The following is an 18,410-nucleotide window of genomic DNA, read 5'->3' on the forward strand; positions in this document are numbered from 1 at the left end:
TTGCCGGCTACCATTCAGAGAAGAACCACGCGAACGATACCGCTATCACCCAGGTCGCCAGCAATGTCGGCAGCCTGCAAGGCAATGTCAGCCTCAGCGCGGGCGACAAATACACCCAGACGGCGAGCAATGTGCTGGCCAAGAACGATATCAACATCGTCGCCAAATCCATCGATATCAATACTGCCGCCAACACAGGCAGTAGCGATCAGAGCAGTGCTGATCTGAAAATAGGCGCGTTTGCCAGAGTCAGTTCGCCGCTGATCGATCTTGGCAACAATCTGGAGAATGCGAAGAAATCGGATGGCCGCCTGCAAGCCATGCAAGGACTGGCAGCGGCAGCGAACGGGTATCAAATTGCCAGCGCCGCCAATGCCGTTGCAGGCGGGGCCGGGAGCGGTGAATTGCTGAAAGCCGAAGTCGGTGTCGGCTTTGCCAGCGCCAATAGCCAGGATCGCAGCAGTTATAACCAGGCCCAGGGCAGCAGTGTCCAGGGGGGCGGCAACGTCAGCCTGACCAGCACCGCAGGCGATATCCACGCCACCGGCGCGCATATCGCCGCTGGGGATGTGCCAGGTAAAACCTTGACACTGGATTCGGCCCGCAACATCCTGCTCGATGCCGGGCAGAGCACCGCGACGAGCAGCGGCAGCAATCATAGCGCGGGTGTCGAAGTGGGCGTGGGGTATGAGGTCGGTGCGAAAACGGGTTTCTATGCCTATGTCAGTGCCAACGTCGGCAATGGCAATTACAACAATAGCGCCACGACCAACAGCAACACGCAGTTGAGCGGCGACACCGTCACCTTAAAATCCCAAGGCGACACGACGTTGAAGGGCGCGACTGTCAAAGCCGATACGATCAATGCCGATGTCGGCGGCAAGTTGGCGATTGAATCGGTGCAAGATACCAGCGTCCAGCACAACGAACAAAGCAGTGTGGGCGGGCGGGTACAGATCTCCTTCGGCACGGCGTGGGAGGCCTCGGGCAACGTGGGGCAATCGACGGCCAACGGCAGCAGCAACGCTGTCAATCAGCAGTCAGGCCTGTTTGCCGGCAATGGCGGTTATCACGTTACGGCCGATACGGTGGCCTTGAAGGGCGGTGCGATTGCCAGCAGCAATGCTGGCAAGTCCGATCTGACGGCCAAGTCCATCACGTTTGAGAATCTCACCAATAAGATGGATTACTCGGCAGACACGGTGAGTATGTCGGGTGGCGTGAGCGGTGGTAGCAGCAACGGCAATAGCAAAGGCGAGGCGCCAGCGCAAACCAGCACCGGCGCCAGCAATCCGAACGTCACTCCCGGCATTCCATTGTTGGAGAGCGGCAGTGCCAGCTCTACCACTTACGGCACCCTCACCGACGGCAACATCACGATTGGCGGCCAGCGCATGACAAGTGCGGCCGGCTTGGGCGCGCACACCGATCTGGCGACGGCCCATACCGCCATCGCGCCCTTGCCTGACCTGAAGAATGTCATGAACAATCAGCAGGCCATGGCAGCCGCCGCCAACACCGTGATTGCTACCAGCGCGCAGATCGGCAACGATTTAGGTCAGGCAGCGAACAAGCAAGCCCAGCAAGCGGATGCAAAGGTCAAAAGCGCCGATGCCGACATAGGAAATGCGCAAGCCGTTCTGGACAATAAAGACAGCACGGAACAGCAAAAGGCGGATGCCCAGCAAGCGCTCAATCTCGCCACCGAAAACCGCAACAACGCACAACTGGCGTACAACGATGCAAAGGCAACAGCGGATAGCTGGGGACCGACGGGCAGCAATAGTCGCGCCTTGAAAGTCGTGACAGGGATCTTAGTCGGCGGTGTTGCCGGTCAAGGGGCTGGTCAGCTTGCGGCTAATGCCAGCGCGCCGTATGTGGCCAACGCGATAGGGGATTATTTCGCGCAACCCGGCCATGAAAACCAGACGGCGCAGGTCCTCACTCACGCCGTACTGGGTGCTATTCTCGCCGCCGCCAATGGCAGCAGCGCCGCAGCCGGGGCCGGTGCAGGCGCATCAGGCGAACTTGCCGCACAGGTGCTGACTCGTGAGTTGTATCCGACTGCCTATGATGCCGATGGCACCTTCCATCCTGAAAAATTAGACACCAATCAGATCAATACGGTGATTGCCTTATCGACGGCAGTGGGCGCACTGGTGGCTGGGGCAACGGGTGGCTCGGCGCTCGATGCCAATGTAGGTGCGAGTATTGCCGCGAATGCGGTGACGAACAACTGGTTATCAAAAAAAGAGAAACAGAAAGAGAAGGAACTTTCGTATGGTTGTTTTGTAAGTAAAAGTGATGACGCGTGTAAACAGCTCGGTAATTTGCAAGCGGAAGATGATCGTCGTAACAAAGAACTAGCTAACGTCAAGGATGCGCTGAAAGAGATTTCGGGTACACCAGCCGAAAAATTGGCGAATCAGCTGGATGCTATTGAAACAAAAATCTGCCAGGCTCCATCGGATTGTTCCAAGAATCCGGATTGGCTGGCCGTTGATCAGGTATTTCATTATGCGAGGAGCAGGGCGCAGGGGCTAGAAGGTGTCTATCCCGAGCAATGGGCGCTGATGGCGCTAGGGGCTTTTGATCTAACCGTCGCGGCGATCAACGGGGCCAAATACTTGGCGACCGAGCAGTTTGCTGCTTCGGGTAGCGCAATGGCTATAGGTAAAACAGTTTCTTTCGTAAATGGTGCAAGAGTTGAAGGTAATTTTTATCGCGATGGCAGTATCGTAGATATAGCTGAACATTTTGGACAATTCCAGGGGGGCGCGTCTTTATTAGCGCCGGCGGAAAGTTTTGGAAAATATGCGAATGTTGGGCGACCAGATGGATTGTTTGTTTCAACAAACCAATATATAAATAAATTGCTTGCCGAAACACAAGGAAATAACACATTGATTAAACAGCAACTCGGTATTGAACCTCAATATTGGAACGGTCCGCTAGTAAGAATCGACATTCCCAATCCATTACAATTCAATCCACGTCTCCCTTCCGGATTAGAGGGTGGAGCAAATTCTCAATTTATGCGCGGTGGATATACGCCTGGAAGTGCACCGGAAATCACCATTAACTCGGTTCCGGTCAAATCTGTAAATCCATCTCCAGTTAGTGGGAGCGGAAAATGAAAGTCATTCGTCAAGTAGATTGGACTTATAGCTTATACGAAGATGAAAATGGCAGATATATCTTAGAAGTTGTTATTCCATCGTCAAAGGCTGCTTGGGCTAACTATGACAAACAGTTCGTACTTCCTTGGTATGAAAAAATTTTCATTCGTTTATTTCCAAAGCGAACAGATGTATTAGCGGATAAATTTTTAGAAATAGAAAAAAAAATGCAGAAATAGGGTACATGCTGTCGATGTGTCGAGACTATCCATACTGAAAGCGGAAACAGCTTTTAGAAGACGCTAAATAACGGCAGTCTCGATAAATTAATAAGTCCAATACCATGAATTACACAGCGCAGATAAAGCGTTTAAGCGACGATGTGGAAGAAGAAGTTGTTCTACGCATTAACGGAGTTGAACTCACATGTTTTGTAACCGGGTGTTTAGTGAATACACGGAGTGATGATCTCATCGAGGCTTGTCTTTCATCGCATTCTTACGTCTAACAACAATCTTTTCGACACGAGATGCCATATCAAGAATAGATGAGCGGCCTCGGGGAGTTGATTTAGCAAATAGGTCAATTAGCTTAGTTAGGTCGCTTACATCAATCATTGCTTTGTCGCCCATCCCTTGCGGCAGCGCAAATTTATTGGCATTGCTTTTTCGTTCAGCCGCCATTTCGCTCTCGCCGAACTGCAACTTTGCGGGTGATGACTTCAGAAGTTCAGCTAGCAACACAATTTTGTCTTGGCGCGGCATCGCCTGACCATGTGTATAGCGGCGTGCCATTTCATAACTGATCGATAATTTGGTTTTTATGTCAGCCACCGTAATGGCGTGGTCTTTCATAGCTGCTTGAACGCGGCTGGCGAAACCCGGATATTTGCCCGGCATACCTTTGGATTCTTTGCTGTCTACCATAGGTAGCAGAATAGGCAAAACTTATAGTTGTGTCACCGCAATTTTAAGTAGTTGTCAAAAACTACTTAAAGTAGTAATATCAGTTCAAATACTCTACTTTGAACCTACATCAAATGGCACAACCCCCCATCTCTAACCCGGTTTCCGAAGCAATCGATCATCTTGGCGGCGACAAAGCGGTCGCTAAACGTGCAGGATTGAAAACCTCATGGGCCGTCACGAAGTGGCGGACAAAACTACCCGCCGAGCGAACCATCTGGCTAGCCAAAGAAACCGGGTTCACTTACACACCACATATTTTGAATCCTGTGATTTATCCCAATCCACAGGACGGCCTGCCGACAAAGAAGAAGACCCGGCCATGATTGATTAATTCCGCCGTACTAATTCTCGCGTTCACATCAGTTACTACTCATCTATTTAAGACCTCTCTTTGAGACAACCGTCCGCAATTAATTGCACAGAAGATCAAAAGGAAAACAAAATGAGCCAACTTTCAACCTACTTCCCCCTCAAGAACAAGGTCGCGCTGATCACCGGTGCGGCACGCGGCATGGCGCTGCAGATCGCCTGCGCGCTTTCCGCCGCCGGTGCGCGGTTGGCGATTCTGGATGGGCTGGAAAGAGAAGGGCGCATCATCACCGGGTTGCTCAACGACGGGCAAGCCAAAGCAAAATTCTGGCGACTCGATGTTAGCGACGGCAACGCGGTGCAGAGAGTGATCGCCGCTGTCGAGGCGCATTTCGGCCGCATCGATATTCTGGTCAACAGCGCCGGCGTCGATGCCGACAATCCGTCCGCGCAGGGGCTGCCGCTAAGGCAATGGGAGAGGGCGATGCAGCTCAACGTCAAAGGCAGCATCCTGTGCAGCAAGCATGTGCTGGCCGCCATGGAGCGGGCCGGCGGCGGTTCCATCGTCAATGTGCTGTCGCTGTGCAATATGGATGATGAGCGCCAGGAGGCGGCCGATCATGTCGCCAAAACCGCACTGCGCATGGCCAACCTGAATGCCATGCGTTACGCCGCACGCAACGTTCGCGTCAATTCCATCCACCCTAGTCTGGTGCGCCCGCCGGCGCTGGCGGTAGCCATGCGTGAGCGCGGTGATCTGCCGCAGGTATTGAGCGACAGGGCCGAGCTGCAAATGTTGGGCCGCAGCGGTTCGGCCACCGATGTCGCGGCGGCGATCTTGTATCTGGTGTCGGACGCCAGCCGCTTTGTCAGCGGCAACGAGCTGGTGATTGATGCCGGGTATGGCAGGTAGCCGCCGTATGTTGACTGCGCTGAATTACAGCGATTTATGGAATAGAACGCGATGTTGTCCTTCGCCGGCATAATTAAGAGCCACCGGGATGCCATCGATTTCACCGGATCCGGGAAGAAGCCTAAATCCCAGTTTGCGATGAAATGCGATAGAACCGGTATTGACCACAGATGTGATGCTGCGCACCTCTGTGCAGCCCTGGGCGCTGACCACCTTGAAGAAATGTTCGTAGAGCATGCGGGCGAAGCCGCTGGCACGTACAGCAGGACTTACGCCCACGAAGTGGATGTATGCGACTTTGGGATCAGACTGCGATACAAAGCCGATCAGAAATGCTTGGACAGCGTCCGATGGGCCTATGGCGAAACTGGTTGCGTTTAAATGTTCGAAAAATATGCGATGAACTAATGCTCGAACAGGACGACCGCCCCACCAGTCATCGACTGCAGAAGAGACGAACTCGTAATCCAAAGATTCAAGGGTGCGGATAATGTGTGCAGTCATCGATTAGCCTTTCCATTAATTAAGCAGTTTTTATTTGACGCATGAGTCGTACAGTTCTCCGTAGCTGAAACGGAGGATGAGGGAATAAAACTCTCATCTTACCCGACGTACTTTGACACAAAGAGGCTAATGATGTGCGAAGTCGAGGCAGGCCGTTTGAAGAATTTCTCAATGATCAATGGTTCTCGACATTGTACGAGGCACGTATGGCAGGTAGCCGCAGTATATTGGCTGCGCTGAACTACAGCGATTTATGGGACAGGGCGCGATGTTGTCCTTCGCCAGCAGAGTTAAGAGCCACAGGGATGCCATCGATTTCACCGGACCGGGAAGCAGCGTAGATCCTAGCTTGCGATGAAATGCGATAGAACCGGTATTGACGACAGGTGCGATGCTTCGCACCTTTGTACAGCCCTGGGCACTGACCACGCTGAAGAAATTAGACGGCAATCCAGACAATTGTCAAATTGCTTCAGGCGGCGTCTCGGTGCGCTTGCGACGCAGTCGTTGCACCAGCCTGTCCATGTATAAATAGACGACGGGTGTGGTGTACAAGGTCAGCACTTGAGATAGCAGCAGTCCGCCAACCATGGCGATGCCCAGCGGCCGCCGCAGCTCCGATCCCGCGCCCGTACCCAGAGCCAGCGGTAATGCGCCCAGCAGCGCCACCATGGTGGTCATCATTATCGGCCTGAAGCGCAACAGGCAGGCGCGATAGATCGCCTCTTCCGGCGCAAGGCCGCCGGCTTCTTCGACGATGGCGACGTCAACCATCATGATCCCATTCTTTTTAACGATGCCGATCAGCAGCATGACGCCGATCAGCGCCACCAGAGAGAAGTCGTAGTGCAGCAGTATCAGGGCCAGCAAACCGCCGATCCCGGCCGAAGGCAGGGTCGACATGATCGTAATCGGATGGATAACGCTTTCGTACAGCATGCCGAGAACGATGAAGATTGCCAGCAATGCCGCCAAAATCAGGAAGGGTTGATTTGCCAGCGACTCTTGAAAAGCTTGCGCGCTGCCTGCAAAAATCGAGGTCAGGCCTGCCGGCTTGGCAATCGAGCGCTCTTTCGCATTGATGGCGTCGATGGCGTCGCCAAGCGCTTGTCCTGGAGCCAGGTTGAACGACAAGGTTGCCGCTGGAAACTGGCCATCATGATTGACCGTCAGCGGCGCCGCTGAATGTTCGAACTTGCTGATAGCGCTCAGGAGCACCGGCACGCCGCTCTTCGACGGCACGTAAATGCGCGCTAGCGCGCTTTCGTCGAGCTGGAAGCGCGGGGCGACTTCCAGGATCACCCGGTAGACATGGACCTGGGTATAAAAACTCGCCACCTGGCGCTGGCCGAATGCGTCATATAAGGTGTCGTCCACCGCTTGCGTGCTGACACCCAGGCGCGCCATCGCCTCTCTATCAAGAGCAATTTGCAAACGCGGCGCGGTGGGTTCGGTATCTCCTTCGACATCGCGAATCTGGGGAATGGTTCGCAGCGCCGCCAGCATGCGCGGCGTCCATAGCTGCAGTTCGGCCAGGTTGGCGTCGCGCAGCGTGTACTGGAATTGCGTCTTGCTGACGCGCGCGCCAATCTGCAAATCCTGGCGGGCTTGCATATGCAGCGTGATTTCCGGAATATTCTTGACCCGCTTATTGATGCGATCGATGACTTCGTATACTGAGGCGCGGCGCTGTTCAAACGGCTTCAGATCGATCAGCAAGCGGCCCACATTGAGCGATGGATCGCCTTCGATCCAGAAATAAACGTTCTGGATATCTTGATCTTGCCTGACCACGTTCGCCAGCGATTGCATCTGGCGCAGCATCGCAGAATATGAAATATCGGGCGACGCTTCTGTAACGCCGGCGATCAAGCCGTTATCCTGCTGCGGGAAAAACCCCTTGGGAATGTAAACGTAGATGCCAAGCGTCACCACCAGCGTCGCCAGCATCACGCCTAGTGTTATCCGCTGATGTCGCAGCACTAGCCGCAAGCCGCGAGCATAACCCTGGCGCATGCGTTCGAGCGTGCTCTCGCAACGCTGGTGGAACCATCCGCGGTGGACACTTTGAACGCTCAGGAAGCGGGCGCACAATACCGGCGTCAGGGTCAGCGACACCACGCCGGAAATCAGGATGGCAATCGCGGCGGTGTCGGCAAATTCACGGAACAGTCGGCCGACGACGCCGCCCATGAACAGCAGCGGTATGAATACCGCCACCAGGGAAATCGTCATTGAAAAAATCGTGAAGCCGATTTCACGCGATCCCCTGAACGCTGCTTCCTGGGGATCCATGCCCTCTTCTACATGCCGCAGAATATTTTCCAGCATCACGATTGCGTCGTCCACCACAAAGCCGATGGAAATGGTGAGCGCCATCAGAGAAACGTTGTCCAGCGTGTAGCCTAATCCATACATGGCCGCCATAGTGCCGAACAGCGACAGCGGAATGACGATTGCGGGAATCAGGGTTGCGCGCACGCTGCCGAGGAAAAGGTAGACGACGAACACCACCAGCAGGCAAGTCAGGATAAGCGTGAATTGCACGTCGCTGACGGATGAGCGTATGGTCTGGGTACGATCACCCAACAGCACCAGGTGCAACGAAGGCGGGAGATTGCGCTCAAGCGTGGGCAACACCTCTTTGATTTTGGCAACGGTGGCGTTAACGTTGAATCCGATCTGCTTGTGCACATCGATCAATACCGCTTGATGCTGGCCTAGCCAGGCGCTCTGCTTGACATCTTCCACGCTGGTAACGACCACGCCCGCATCCCGCACTTTGACCGTTGCACCGTTGCGCGACGCCAATGCAACGGCGCCATATTGCGCCGCTTCGCTGAGCTGATCGTTGGTGTCTAGCGTGATTGACTGCCGGGTTCCGCTCAAGGTCCCCTTCGGACTATTGGCAGTCGCTTCGACAATCCGCTGCCGCACGTCTTCCATCGTCAGCCCCATCGTCGCCACCCGGTTCGGATCCATTTGAATCCGCACCGCGGGTTTCTGGCGGCCGTGATAATCGATCGCGCCTACGCCGCGCACGCGCGCAATTTCAGGCGTCAGAAAATTCTCGACATAGTCGTCGACCTGACCGATCGGCATGTTGTCGGCATAGACGGCAATCGTCATCAGCAAGGCATCCGACGGATTCTTTTTCTCGAAGGTCGGCGGGTGCGGCAGATTCTTGGGCAGATCGCCCAGCGCTGCATTAATGGCGCTTTGCACGTCCAGCGCTGCTGCATCGACGCCGCGTGCCAGATCGAACTGCACGCTGATCGAGCTGGCACCGAGCGAACTGGTCGAAGTCAAGGAGGTGACGCCGGGCAGGATCGCCAGCGCTCGCTCTAGCGGAGAAGTAATTGAAGACGCGACGGTTTCCGCACTGGCGCCGGGCAAATCGGCATTCACCGAAATGGTCGGGATATCGACTTGAGGAACGCCGGCAATCGGCAATTGCGTATAACTGGCGACGCCAATGAACATCAGCCCCAGCATCAGCAAGAATGTCGCTACCGGGCGCCGGATAAACCATGCGGAAAGGTTCAAGATCTCAGTCCAGATGAGCGTGAAGTGCGGTATTTATCTCGGGCTTGGCTGACGACGCCGTCGTCACAGAATCCTTGACCTCGACTCGCGCGCCAGCCTGAAGCTGGAACTGTCCCTCCACGACGATCCGTTCGCCGCCAGCGAGTCCGGCAAGAATGACAGTGCGATTATCCGATACCGGGCCGGCCGTCACCTCTCTTGGTTCAGCCACATTTTTAGACGTCACCACATACACAAAAGGATGTTGCGCTCCGGTCTGGATAGCCGTGGAGGGAACCGATACTGCATCCGGCAGTTCGTTCAACACTACACGCACCGCTGTGAACGCTCCTGGCCACAGATTTTCCCGTGCATTCTTGAAGATCGCCTTGCAGCGGATGGTGCCGGTAGCGGCGTCGATCTGGCTCTCGATAAGAGTAAGTTCGCCTTCGTCCAGCACATTTTTGCCGTCTTCCGCCAAGGCCATGACGTGTAAGGCCTGGCGCTCCTGCTGCTGGCGCAGAACTGGCAACAACACCTGAGGCAGCGAGAAGACCACGGCAATCGGCTGAATCTGGCTAACCACCACCAATCCGTTGGTATCGTTAGCGTGCACCAGATTGCCGGCGTCCACCAGCCTGGCGCCCAGACGTCCATCGATAGGGGTGCGGATCGTGGTGTAGCCCAGTTGTAGCTGAGCCATGTCGATTTGTGCTTGATCGCCGCTGAGGGTGGCGCGCTGTTGTTCGAGCAAGGCGCGTGTGGTGTCGAGAATTTGCGTGGTGCCGGAATCGCGCTGCGCCAGAAATTCGTAGCGCTCCAAATCATGTTTGGTGTTGGCGAATTGGGCGCTGTCTTTTTGCTTCTGGGCCTGGGCGGCGCGCAGTTGGACTTCAAAAGGCTGCCGATCGAGTTCGATCAGAATCTCCCCACGTTTGACTTTCGTGCCTTCCTGGAACAGCACCTTGTTGATTTGAGCATCAACCCGCGCATGCACTACAACGGTATTCAGCGCCTGGACCGTGGCCGCGCTGTCCAGATAACTACGCACGTTTTTGCGCTCTGCCAGCACAACTTTGACCGGCACTGCTTTTTCCGCGTCAGCGGTTTTCTTGCCGCTCTGGCCAAACAAGCCCAATTGGGTGCCGGCGATGTATAAAGCTGCTACTGCGGCTGCTACGCCGGCCAGCCACCATGATTTTGCCGATTTCATGCTTTATCTTTTTGATCTAGAAGATGGGCGCGTATCCAGCGCGAACAGAGTCAAAGCGGCATCAAATACATTTGTACGAAAGGAAATATTCTCAACCCGGGTACACATGCACAACTCTGCGCGATTGCGAATCTATCAGTCAATACTTAGCAATAACTTAGCCTCTTGCGTCTGTTGCTGCGCGGCTGCACGCAAGCATTCATTGTAATGATCCAGTCACAAAACAAGCCGATATTTCTGCGTACTAACGGGGCCGCATAAACGTTGCGACAGAGTCGCAGCGCATAGTCCCCGGGATAGGAAAACCGCAAACTCTCGATTGTTATCGGAAAATCAAAACATGATGAAGATCTTGCAAATAAACTCCGTTCTTATCATTGCAGCCAGCTTGTCGCTGGCGGCCTGCGGCGGCAGCAGCGGAGATAATTCGCTGGCGCCGGCAACCACGTCGGCTCAGCCGCCGGTGGCAAATACCGCAACCGCAAGCGGTTACTCGCTTTCTGTATTTGCCAAAGCTCCCACTACCACTAGCAAGCCGGATTCCATTATCCAATTTGGCGGCAGTGTATACATTGCTTATCAAAATGCAGGCGAGGTCAAGGATGGATCGGTTCCGGGCATTAGCAACGCTATCGTTCAATATGATTTGAAGGGCAACCCGATCAAGACGTATACGGCTCCGGGGCATGTTGATGGCTTGTTAGGGCGTAAGGACACGAATGCTCTATGGGTTTTGGCAAACGAAGACGGAAACCCGCTGCTAACCATTATTGATCTGGCGTCCGGGGCACAGAAGACGTATTCTGCAACTGTCAATCCGACCGCGCATGGCGGCGGTTTCGACGACATGCAGCTTATCAACGGCGTGGTCTACGTGAGCGCCTCCGCCCCTGCCACCGCGGGCACGCCGGCGCCAACCGTGGTTGCACTTACCCTGAATCCAAACGGCAGCACGTTTGACGTAGCTCCGGTGCTGGCAGGTAACGCCCAGGCAACTGACATTACGCCATCGGTTGGCGGCGCCACCAATCCCAATTACGGTAAGCTGGTGCCATTACTACTCTCCGATCCGGATTCGATGGAGACCGACCCATCGGGCAATCTTGTGCTGGACAGCCAGAGCGACGGAAAACTGGTTTTCATCAGCAATCCAGGACCGGCGCAAACTGTCAGCGTATTGTCTTTGACACTGTATAACGACAAGGATGGTCCGACTGAACCGGTCGACGACACCCGCTTCGTTCCCGCTGCCGGAACCAACGGCAATACGTTCATGCTGTTTACCGATGCGTCAAATACGACCTATCGCGTAGACGCGCCGTTTAAACAAGGGGATGCGTATAGCGCCGGCCAAGGTCAAGTCATGCAGCTGGATAAAACTACTGGTCATCTGACGCCGGTGGTTGCCGGCATAGGCGTGGCGTCGGCGCTTCAGGATCCGCACGGCATTGCGTTTATTACACCTTGATCACACCGTAATGTCGATCATCGATCTGGGATTGCTGCTCACTTCAATGCCAGATCGAGTTTCAGGAAAATCTCAGGCAAACAACAAGCGATCAGTGCAATGGAAATCGCTGGGATTGAAATAAGGCTTGGCCCAGCCGTCAGTGGTAGATAAAAACCAGCCAGCGGCAAGCGCAGCCTGCTGTTTCGACGCAGGCACTTTGCCTTTCAATGGCGATGGTGCGCTCGCCATCCGATTGAGAAACTGGAAATGATCCACCAGCCCCACTGCCTCGATCGCGAACACCGTTGCAACATCTCCGTCATAAATCGCCAGCAGGTTATCCCCGTTCGCCTGCTCGCCGCCCAAGGCAAGGTTGGATGAGCCGCAATAAACAACAGGATCGTCGCCGTTGAAATCGCACACGACAAATTTGTGATGAATCTGGTGTCCAATGCCGCCGATCGACCGGACTTGGTCAAACGGTGGAGGGAGAACCGATTTTCCTGGCTTTCCGGTCACCAGCACGCCGGTTTTCTTCCCTGGCGCATACAAGGAAATGCCACTGCTACTATCCGAAATCCCATAGCTGAAGATATTGTCATCGGCGTGCAAATTTTTCAGCGCCGTATAGACCGGGCTGGTGCCATTGTCGATCTCCATGACGGCGAACAATACGCTGGCCTCCTTGGTCGATTTCTTTCCTTCCTGCTGAATGCGGGTTGCAACATCGTCAAGAATTTTACTTGCGAATTGCGCCGTGTGAGGCGCGAACGTGATATCGGTTTGGGGCGATGTGCCCTGAGGGATCGAAAAGGTGGCAGAGGTAAATGGCGATTGCAGATAAGGCTTGAGCTGAATCCCGCCTTGCCATACGGCCTCGAATAGTTTGCCGTATTCTGCGGCTACGCTGGGATCATCGAAGACCAGCACATGGTTCGAGTTGACATAAAGGCCAGTGACAGAAAAATTGGTTGATCCGGTCAGCACCTTCAGCGCGCTTTCCGGCTTGAACGAAACGAACACCTTGTCATGGGCGAAACGCTTGAAATGACCACGCAAGATATCGGCGGGGCTCTTGGCGACGACTCTGAACTGGGCCTCGAATTCATCCTCTGGCGTCGGCTTTGCCGCAGAGTGATGCAGAGATGCATTATCCAGGATGATCCGCACCCGGCCCTGGCTTGCCAGCGCCAGCAGGATCTTGCATATATCCGGTTCGTTAAGGTCATAAGCGAAGACGTCGAGATATTGCGAGGTGTCCTGCAACACTTCGTTCAGCAACTCAAAAATCCTGGCTCGGGCCGTCAGCCCAAGCCAGGCATACTCATCGGCAAAGGTGTACTGTGCTCCGGCGGCATTCGTCCCTGACACCTGTGCCGTATCAAACAGCAACTCGCCGGTCTTGGGCCGGATCGGCGCATCGATGCCGAAATGGTGAGTAAACGCCTGGGACTGCGTGTAGCCGCGCGTAAAACCGAGCTTGAATTTATTCTTTGCAAACGACCCTACATAGACGCTGACCGCTACGCCAAGCGTCGTATCAAGTGCAATAAGCGACTGCTTGCTGTCAAAGTATCTTGGGAAGATCGTATAGGTGTATTCTCCGAAAAACGGGTTTGTTCCCTGGTGAACCGAGCCCGGCACATGCAGCCAGCGGAATTTGTGTATGGGTGCATTAGCCGTTGAATTGGCCGGCTCGCCGGCAACCTGGGCATGCGCGCCTGGAGTTTCAAACTGGAGCGTGTTGTACAGGTAGTATGGCGCCTGGCCTTTTGGCTGACAGTGGATCGTGAAACCCGCCAGATTCTGGGCGCTTTTGGACTGGAGCAAGTTAAACGCCAACAAGGTTTTGCAATCCCCGACGTGGGCGGTGACGGACAACAACAGCGATTGGGCGGTGACAGACGTCATTGCTATTCTCCAAATTCAGTTAAGCACCTAATGGCTCGATGCGCTGATACTTGAAGCGCAATATCTGCTACAGAATGCGCTTCTGCGTGATGCGCCCAGCCCGGCTGACGGGGAATTGCAAAAATATTAGCGAGGAAATATTACGCAGCCATGACTTAAGGGATTGAAAATTGATTAACCCTGATATGGTGCGGCTAGCCATGCGTGAGCGCAGTGATCTGCCCCGGATATTGAGCGACAGGGCCGAGCTGCAATGTTGGGCAGCAGTGGTTAGGTCACCGATGTCGCGGCGATCTTGTATCTGGTATCGGACGCCAGCCGCTTTGTCAGCGGCAATGAGCTGGTGATTGATGCGGGATATGGCAGGCATCATGTCAGCTAAGCTCCATACCTTGGCTCTAGAGAACGAGAACGTTGCTGAAATTTCCTACTGGGGTACACTAGTAGTCTCCATAAATATCGAGAACTGCCGTGAACAACAAGGGACAAATGTTACAAGACCTATTTCTAAATACTTTGCGCAAGGAGCGCGTTCCAGTGTCGATGTTTCTGGTCAACGGCATCAAGCTGCAAGGCCATATCGAATCGTTCGACCAGTATGTCGTCATGCTTCGCAGCACAAATATCCAGTTGGTATACAAGCATGCGATCTCAACGGTGGTTCCTTCCCGCGACATCAAGTGGGCTGATGACGTAGAAAAAAATAACCTTTAACCTTTGGTAGGAATTGCTTGCGGCTGATCTGCTGCTGATCTTGATTGCCGGTATTTGCCTTACGCGCAACCGTTCTCGTTCCTGACAACACCTGGGGGACAAAGGAGAATGTTCCATGCAAAATCAGGAAAATCGTCAAGAGAAAAAACAAGAGGGCGCATCCGAAGCTCTTGATCGCGAATCAACAACGCCACCGTTGCAAGCGGGCGCCTCAGAAAACCAACCGCCAGCGCCGGATAAAGAGGCGCCTGTCTCTGAGCCTGTCTCAACGCCGGCTGAACCCGGTGTTGAGGAGAAGCTTGCCATGTCAGAGGCAAAACTCGCCGAGTTGCAGAATGACTATCTGCGCGCCAGAGCCGAATTGGAAAATGTGCGCCGCCGCGTGCAGGAAGAGATTGCGCGCGCCCACAAATATGCCATTGAAGGTTTCGCCAAAAGCTTGACGCCCGTCAAGGACAGCCTGGAAACCGCGCTAAAGATAGAAACGCCATCCGTTGAATCCTTGATGGAAGGCGTCGAGATCACATTGAAGCAACTCAATTCAGCCTTTGAACAAAACAAATTGACGGAAATTAATCCTATGCCCGGCGAGACGCTCGACCCAGCCAAGCATGAGGCGATTTCAATGATCCCAGCCGATCAGAATGCCAATACTATCGTCACTGTGCTGCAAAAGGGATACATGATTTCCGACCGGCTATTGCGTCCTGCATTGGTGACGGTGGCGAAAGAAAAACCAAGCAGCGGCAAGGCTTGAAAAGCGGTCGCCAGTTAATATATTTGACTTAAGCACGTTGATTTAACCCCGTTGATTCAAGCCCGCCAAATTTTCGGTGCCGGAATGATTCGCGAAGGAGTTGGCTATGAGCAAGATGATTGGTATCGATCTCGGCACCACGAATTCCTGCGTTGCGATTATGGAAAGTGGCCAATCCAAGGTTTTGGAGAATTCGGAAGGAGCGCGCACCACTCCCTCCATAGTCGGTTATCAGGATGACGGCGAGATTCTGGTCGGCGCGCCGGCCAAGAGGCAAGCCATCACCAATCCAAAGAACACCCTGTATGCCGTCAAGCGGCTTATCGGTCGTAAGTTCGAAGAAAAGGAAGTGCAGAAGGACATTCATCTGATGCCGTATCAGATCATCAAGGCAGACAACGGCGATGCGTGGATTGAGGTGCGCGGCACAAAACTGGCGCCGCCGCAAATTTCCGCGGAAGTCTTGCGCAAGATGAAAAAAACGGCTGAAGACTACCTCGGCGCTGAGGTGACCGAGGCAGTGATCACGGTCCCGGCGTATTTCAATGACTCTCAGCGCCAGGCGACCAAGGATGCGGGACGTATCGCCGGCCTGGATGTGAAACGCATCATCAATGAGCCGACCGCGGCCGCGCTGGCGTTCGGCCTGGATAAATCCGGCAAGGCCGATCGCAAAATCGCCGTGTACGATCTGGGCGGCGGCACGTTCGATATTTCAATCATCGAAATTGCCGATGTCGAAGGCGAGAAGCAGTTCGAAGTATTGTCCACCAATGGCGACACCTTTCTCGGCGGCGAAGATTTCGATCAGCGCATCATCGATTACATCATCGACGAGTTCAAGAAAATCAACGGTATCGATTTGAGCAAGGATGCGATTGCACTGCAGCGCATCAAGAGCGCGGCTGAACGCGCCAAGATCGAGCTGTCGTCGACCCAGCAAACGGAAATCAATGAGCCGTACATTGCCATGGCAAATGGCGCTCCGTTGCATATGAATTTGAAGATCACGCGCGCAAAGCTGGAATCGCTGGTGGAGGAGCTGATTCAAAAAACCATCGAGCCTTGCCGTATCGCGCTCAAGGATGCAGACGTCGATCTTAGCAAGATAGACGACGTCATTCTGGTCGGCGGCATGACCCGCATGCCGAAAGTACAGGAGACGGTCAAGGAGATCTTCGGCCGCGAGCCGCGTAAAGACGTCAATCCAGATGAGGCCGTCGCCGTCGGCGCCGCGATCCAGGGATCGGTGCTATCCGGCGAACGCACCGATTTGCTGCTGATGGATGTGACCCCGCTGTCGCTAGGCATCGAAACGCTGGGCGGCGTGATGAGCAAGATGATTCAAAAGAACACTACGATTCCGACCAAATTCAGCCAAGTGTTTTCCACTGCCGACGACAACCAGCCGGCGGTAACGATCAAGATATATCAGGGGGAGCGCGAGATAGTGGCCGGCAACAAGCTGCTGGGCGAATTCAATCTTGAAGGCATTCCGCCGTCACCGCGCGGCATGCCGCAGATAGAAGTGACCTTCGACATCGACGCCAACGGCATTTTGCATGTAAGCGCGAAGGACAAGGCCACCGGCAAGGAAAACAAGATCACCATCAAGGCAAACTCCGGTCTGACCGAAGCGGAGATCCAGAAGATGGTGCGCGACGCCGCCGCCCATGCGGACGAAGACATGCGCGTGAAAGCGCTGACCGAGAGCCGCAATCATGGCGATGCGCTAGTGCATGCTACGCGCAAGTCCTTGCTTGAATATGGCGACAAGCTGGAGGCCGGCGAAAAGACAGGCATCGAAACCGCCATCAAGGAACTGGAAGAGGCGTTGAAGGGTAATGACAAGTCGAGCATCGATGAGAAAATCGCCGCGCTTTCAAGTTCGGCGCAAAAACTCGGCGAGAAGATGTACGCAAATAGTCAGTCGCAAGAAGCTGCCGGGGCTGGCAACGCGGCGTCGAGCGATGCGCATCAACGGCAAGACGATGACGTAGTGGACGCTGACTTTAAAGAAGTGAAGAAATAACACATCTCTACTTTTTGCAAGAAGCGCCAGCCAGAACGCGACGTGGAGCAAGCTGGCGGACAGATGTTCGTGGAGTATCGTTGCTGTGAGTACCAAAACACTTGCCGAGTTGCCGCGGAACGAACAGGATGATTTTGCAGCGGTGTGCGCTGAACATGGCTTGGAAACTGTTCAATTCCTCGTCTATGTCGAAGAGTTATATCCAGTGGTAGGAGGCGGGTGTATTCAACGCCAGGCATATGTCGAGCGATCGTCGAACCAGGTGGCGCGAACATACCCGGCAGGTTTCGGAGCATCGTGGATCATAGCTTTCTCGGTGGATCTGGTCGAAGGTGAGTTTGACTGACGTTCTACCTCATTCGCCTTGAGTGGCAAGATTGCTTTTGCATTCGTTGATCAAGACCTGAATTCCCTTGGGGAATTTTAGCCATTGCTGCCTTGTCAAAGCGGGTATTGAAAAAATGCGAAGTTTGCCTTAATCTTTTTACTCCCATCGCAACCGGCGGTGATTTCTACGCAGAATACGGGTTTTCCCGTGTTCGATGCAGATATGAAAATTGATGGTTTTACTACACATTTTTCAGGAGTGAAGAAATGCAAATTTCCTTTCTTAACGCGGTAACCTACGATCCAAATTCAGACAACGTTATTGTTCCAATTGTCGTCGATGACAAGCTTGCCAGATGCAATGTCACCAAGGAATGCCTGGATAAAAAATTTCATGCAGGCCCCCAGCCGGAAGATCGTCTCGCTACTTACAGGGGGCACCGGATTGAGATTCAACGGGCGCTTATCCGTAAGCTGAAAACCACAGGATTTCGTAGCGATGTAGCACTATCGGCTAACGATTTCAATGAAAAGACCGAGCTGATTAATAATTGAAATTGTCGTAAAGCATGTCTTGGAATGTGGCTTTTCACTCTCAAGATAAGCGCATTTTTCTGTCCCTCAATCTTGAAATTCCATATTAAATTTCTTATATATTGAGTACCGGG

General features: G+C 53.9%; 15 protein-coding genes. 10 read left to right on the plus strand and 5 right to left on the minus strand.

What is annotated here, in order from left to right; translation table 11 throughout:
* Positions 1-131 precede the first annotated feature (131 nt).
* Together KHU33_RS12190 and KHU33_RS12195 are read left to right on the plus strand one after the other, a co-directional pair.
* Positions 132-3,137 carry a hemagglutinin repeat-containing protein gene (locus KHU33_RS12190; RefSeq protein ID WP_407928278.1) on the plus strand — a complete coding sequence of 1,002 codons (3,006 nt, stop codon included), beginning with the start codon at positions 132-134 and terminating at the stop codon, positions 3,135-3,137.
* Entirely contained in the window at positions 3,134-3,358 is a 225-nt protein-coding gene (locus KHU33_RS12195) for a hypothetical protein (protein ID WP_211463171.1), read from the plus strand. Before KHU33_RS12190 ends, KHU33_RS12195 begins: the two co-directional genes overlap by 4 nt.
* A 231-nt stretch (positions 3,359-3,589) precedes the next feature.
* Here KHU33_RS12195 and KHU33_RS12200 read toward each other — a convergent pair whose 3' ends face one another.
* Positions 3,590-4,045, minus strand: a complete 456-nt coding sequence (locus KHU33_RS12200; protein WP_211463173.1) for a hypothetical protein — start codon at positions 4,043-4,045, stop codon at positions 3,590-3,592.
* Positions 4,046-4,158: 113 nt separating this feature from the next.
* On the opposite strand from KHU33_RS12200, the gene KHU33_RS12205 reads away from it, so the two are divergent.
* Positions 4,159-4,410 carry a helix-turn-helix domain-containing protein gene (locus KHU33_RS12205; RefSeq protein WP_211463175.1) on the plus strand — a complete coding sequence of 84 codons (252 nt, stop codon included), beginning with the start codon at positions 4,159-4,161 and terminating at the stop codon, positions 4,408-4,410.
* A gap of 119 nt (positions 4,411-4,529) precedes the next feature.
* Complete coding sequence (locus tag KHU33_RS12210; RefSeq protein WP_211463177.1) at positions 4,530-5,309, plus strand: SDR family NAD(P)-dependent oxidoreductase; 780 nt, start codon at positions 4,530-4,532, stop codon at positions 5,307-5,309.
* A gap of 24 nt (positions 5,310-5,333) precedes the next feature.
* Here the strand turns inward: KHU33_RS12210 and KHU33_RS12215 are convergent, their stop codons facing one another.
* The 3 genes from KHU33_RS12215 to KHU33_RS12225 form a co-directional block, all read right to left on the minus strand.
* Complete coding sequence (locus KHU33_RS12215) at positions 5,334-5,813, minus strand: GNAT family N-acetyltransferase (protein ID WP_211463179.1); 480 nt, start codon at positions 5,811-5,813, stop codon at positions 5,334-5,336.
* A 462-nt stretch (positions 5,814-6,275) separates the two neighbouring features.
* Positions 6,276-9,359 carry an efflux RND transporter permease subunit gene (locus tag KHU33_RS12220; protein WP_211463181.1) on the minus strand — a complete coding sequence of 1,028 codons (3,084 nt, stop codon included), beginning with the start codon at positions 9,357-9,359 and terminating at the stop codon, positions 6,276-6,278.
* Positions 9,360-9,363: 4 nt separating this feature from the next.
* Positions 9,364-10,551, minus strand: coding sequence for an efflux RND transporter periplasmic adaptor subunit (locus KHU33_RS12225; RefSeq protein WP_211463183.1), 1,188 nt, complete (start codon positions 10,549-10,551; stop codon positions 9,364-9,366).
* Between the two features lie 340 nt (positions 10,552-10,891).
* Between KHU33_RS12225 and KHU33_RS12230 the strand changes: the two genes are divergently transcribed.
* Positions 10,892-12,019 (plus strand): hypothetical protein, encoded by a 1,128-nt coding sequence (locus tag KHU33_RS12230; protein WP_211463185.1) that lies wholly within the window; start codon positions 10,892-10,894, stop codon positions 12,017-12,019.
* 72 nt (positions 12,020-12,091) lie between these two features.
* On the opposite strand, the gene KHU33_RS12235 is transcribed toward KHU33_RS12230, so the two are convergent.
* The gene (locus KHU33_RS12235) at positions 12,092-13,882 is read right to left on the minus strand and encodes a phospholipase D-like domain-containing protein (RefSeq protein ID WP_230414214.1); all 1,791 of its coding nucleotides are present in this window, start codon (positions 13,880-13,882) and stop codon (positions 12,092-12,094) included.
* 501 nt (positions 13,883-14,383) lie between these two features.
* On the opposite strand from KHU33_RS12235, the gene hfq reads away from it, so the two are divergent.
* The 5 genes from hfq (at position 14,384) to KHU33_RS12260 (ending at position 18,297) form a co-directional block, all read left to right on the plus strand.
* Positions 14,384-14,626, plus strand: coding sequence for an RNA chaperone Hfq (gene hfq / locus KHU33_RS12240; RefSeq protein WP_211463187.1), 243 nt, complete (start codon positions 14,384-14,386; stop codon positions 14,624-14,626).
* A 115-nt stretch (positions 14,627-14,741) separates the two neighbouring features.
* Positions 14,742-15,383 (plus strand): nucleotide exchange factor GrpE, encoded by a 642-nt coding sequence (grpE, locus tag KHU33_RS12245; protein ID WP_211463189.1) that lies wholly within the window; start codon positions 14,742-14,744, stop codon positions 15,381-15,383.
* Positions 15,384-15,489: 106 nt separating this feature from the next.
* Positions 15,490-17,415 carry a molecular chaperone DnaK gene (gene dnaK / locus KHU33_RS12250; protein ID WP_211463191.1) on the plus strand — a complete coding sequence of 642 codons (1,926 nt, stop codon included), beginning with the start codon at positions 15,490-15,492 and terminating at the stop codon, positions 17,413-17,415.
* 85 nt (positions 17,416-17,500) lie between these two features.
* Positions 17,501-17,761 carry a hypothetical protein gene (locus tag KHU33_RS12255; RefSeq protein WP_211463193.1) on the plus strand — a complete coding sequence of 87 codons (261 nt, stop codon included), beginning with the start codon at positions 17,501-17,503 and terminating at the stop codon, positions 17,759-17,761.
* Positions 17,762-18,009: 248 nt separating this feature from the next.
* Positions 18,010-18,297 (plus strand): DUF1488 family protein, encoded by a 288-nt coding sequence (locus KHU33_RS12260; RefSeq protein ID WP_211463195.1) that lies wholly within the window; start codon positions 18,010-18,012, stop codon positions 18,295-18,297.
* Positions 18,298-18,410: the final 113 nt, after the last annotated feature.

The organism is Collimonas silvisoli (assembly GCF_018305005.1).
GTDB classification, from domain to species: domain Bacteria; phylum Pseudomonadota; class Gammaproteobacteria; order Burkholderiales; family Burkholderiaceae_D; genus Collimonas; species Collimonas silvisoli.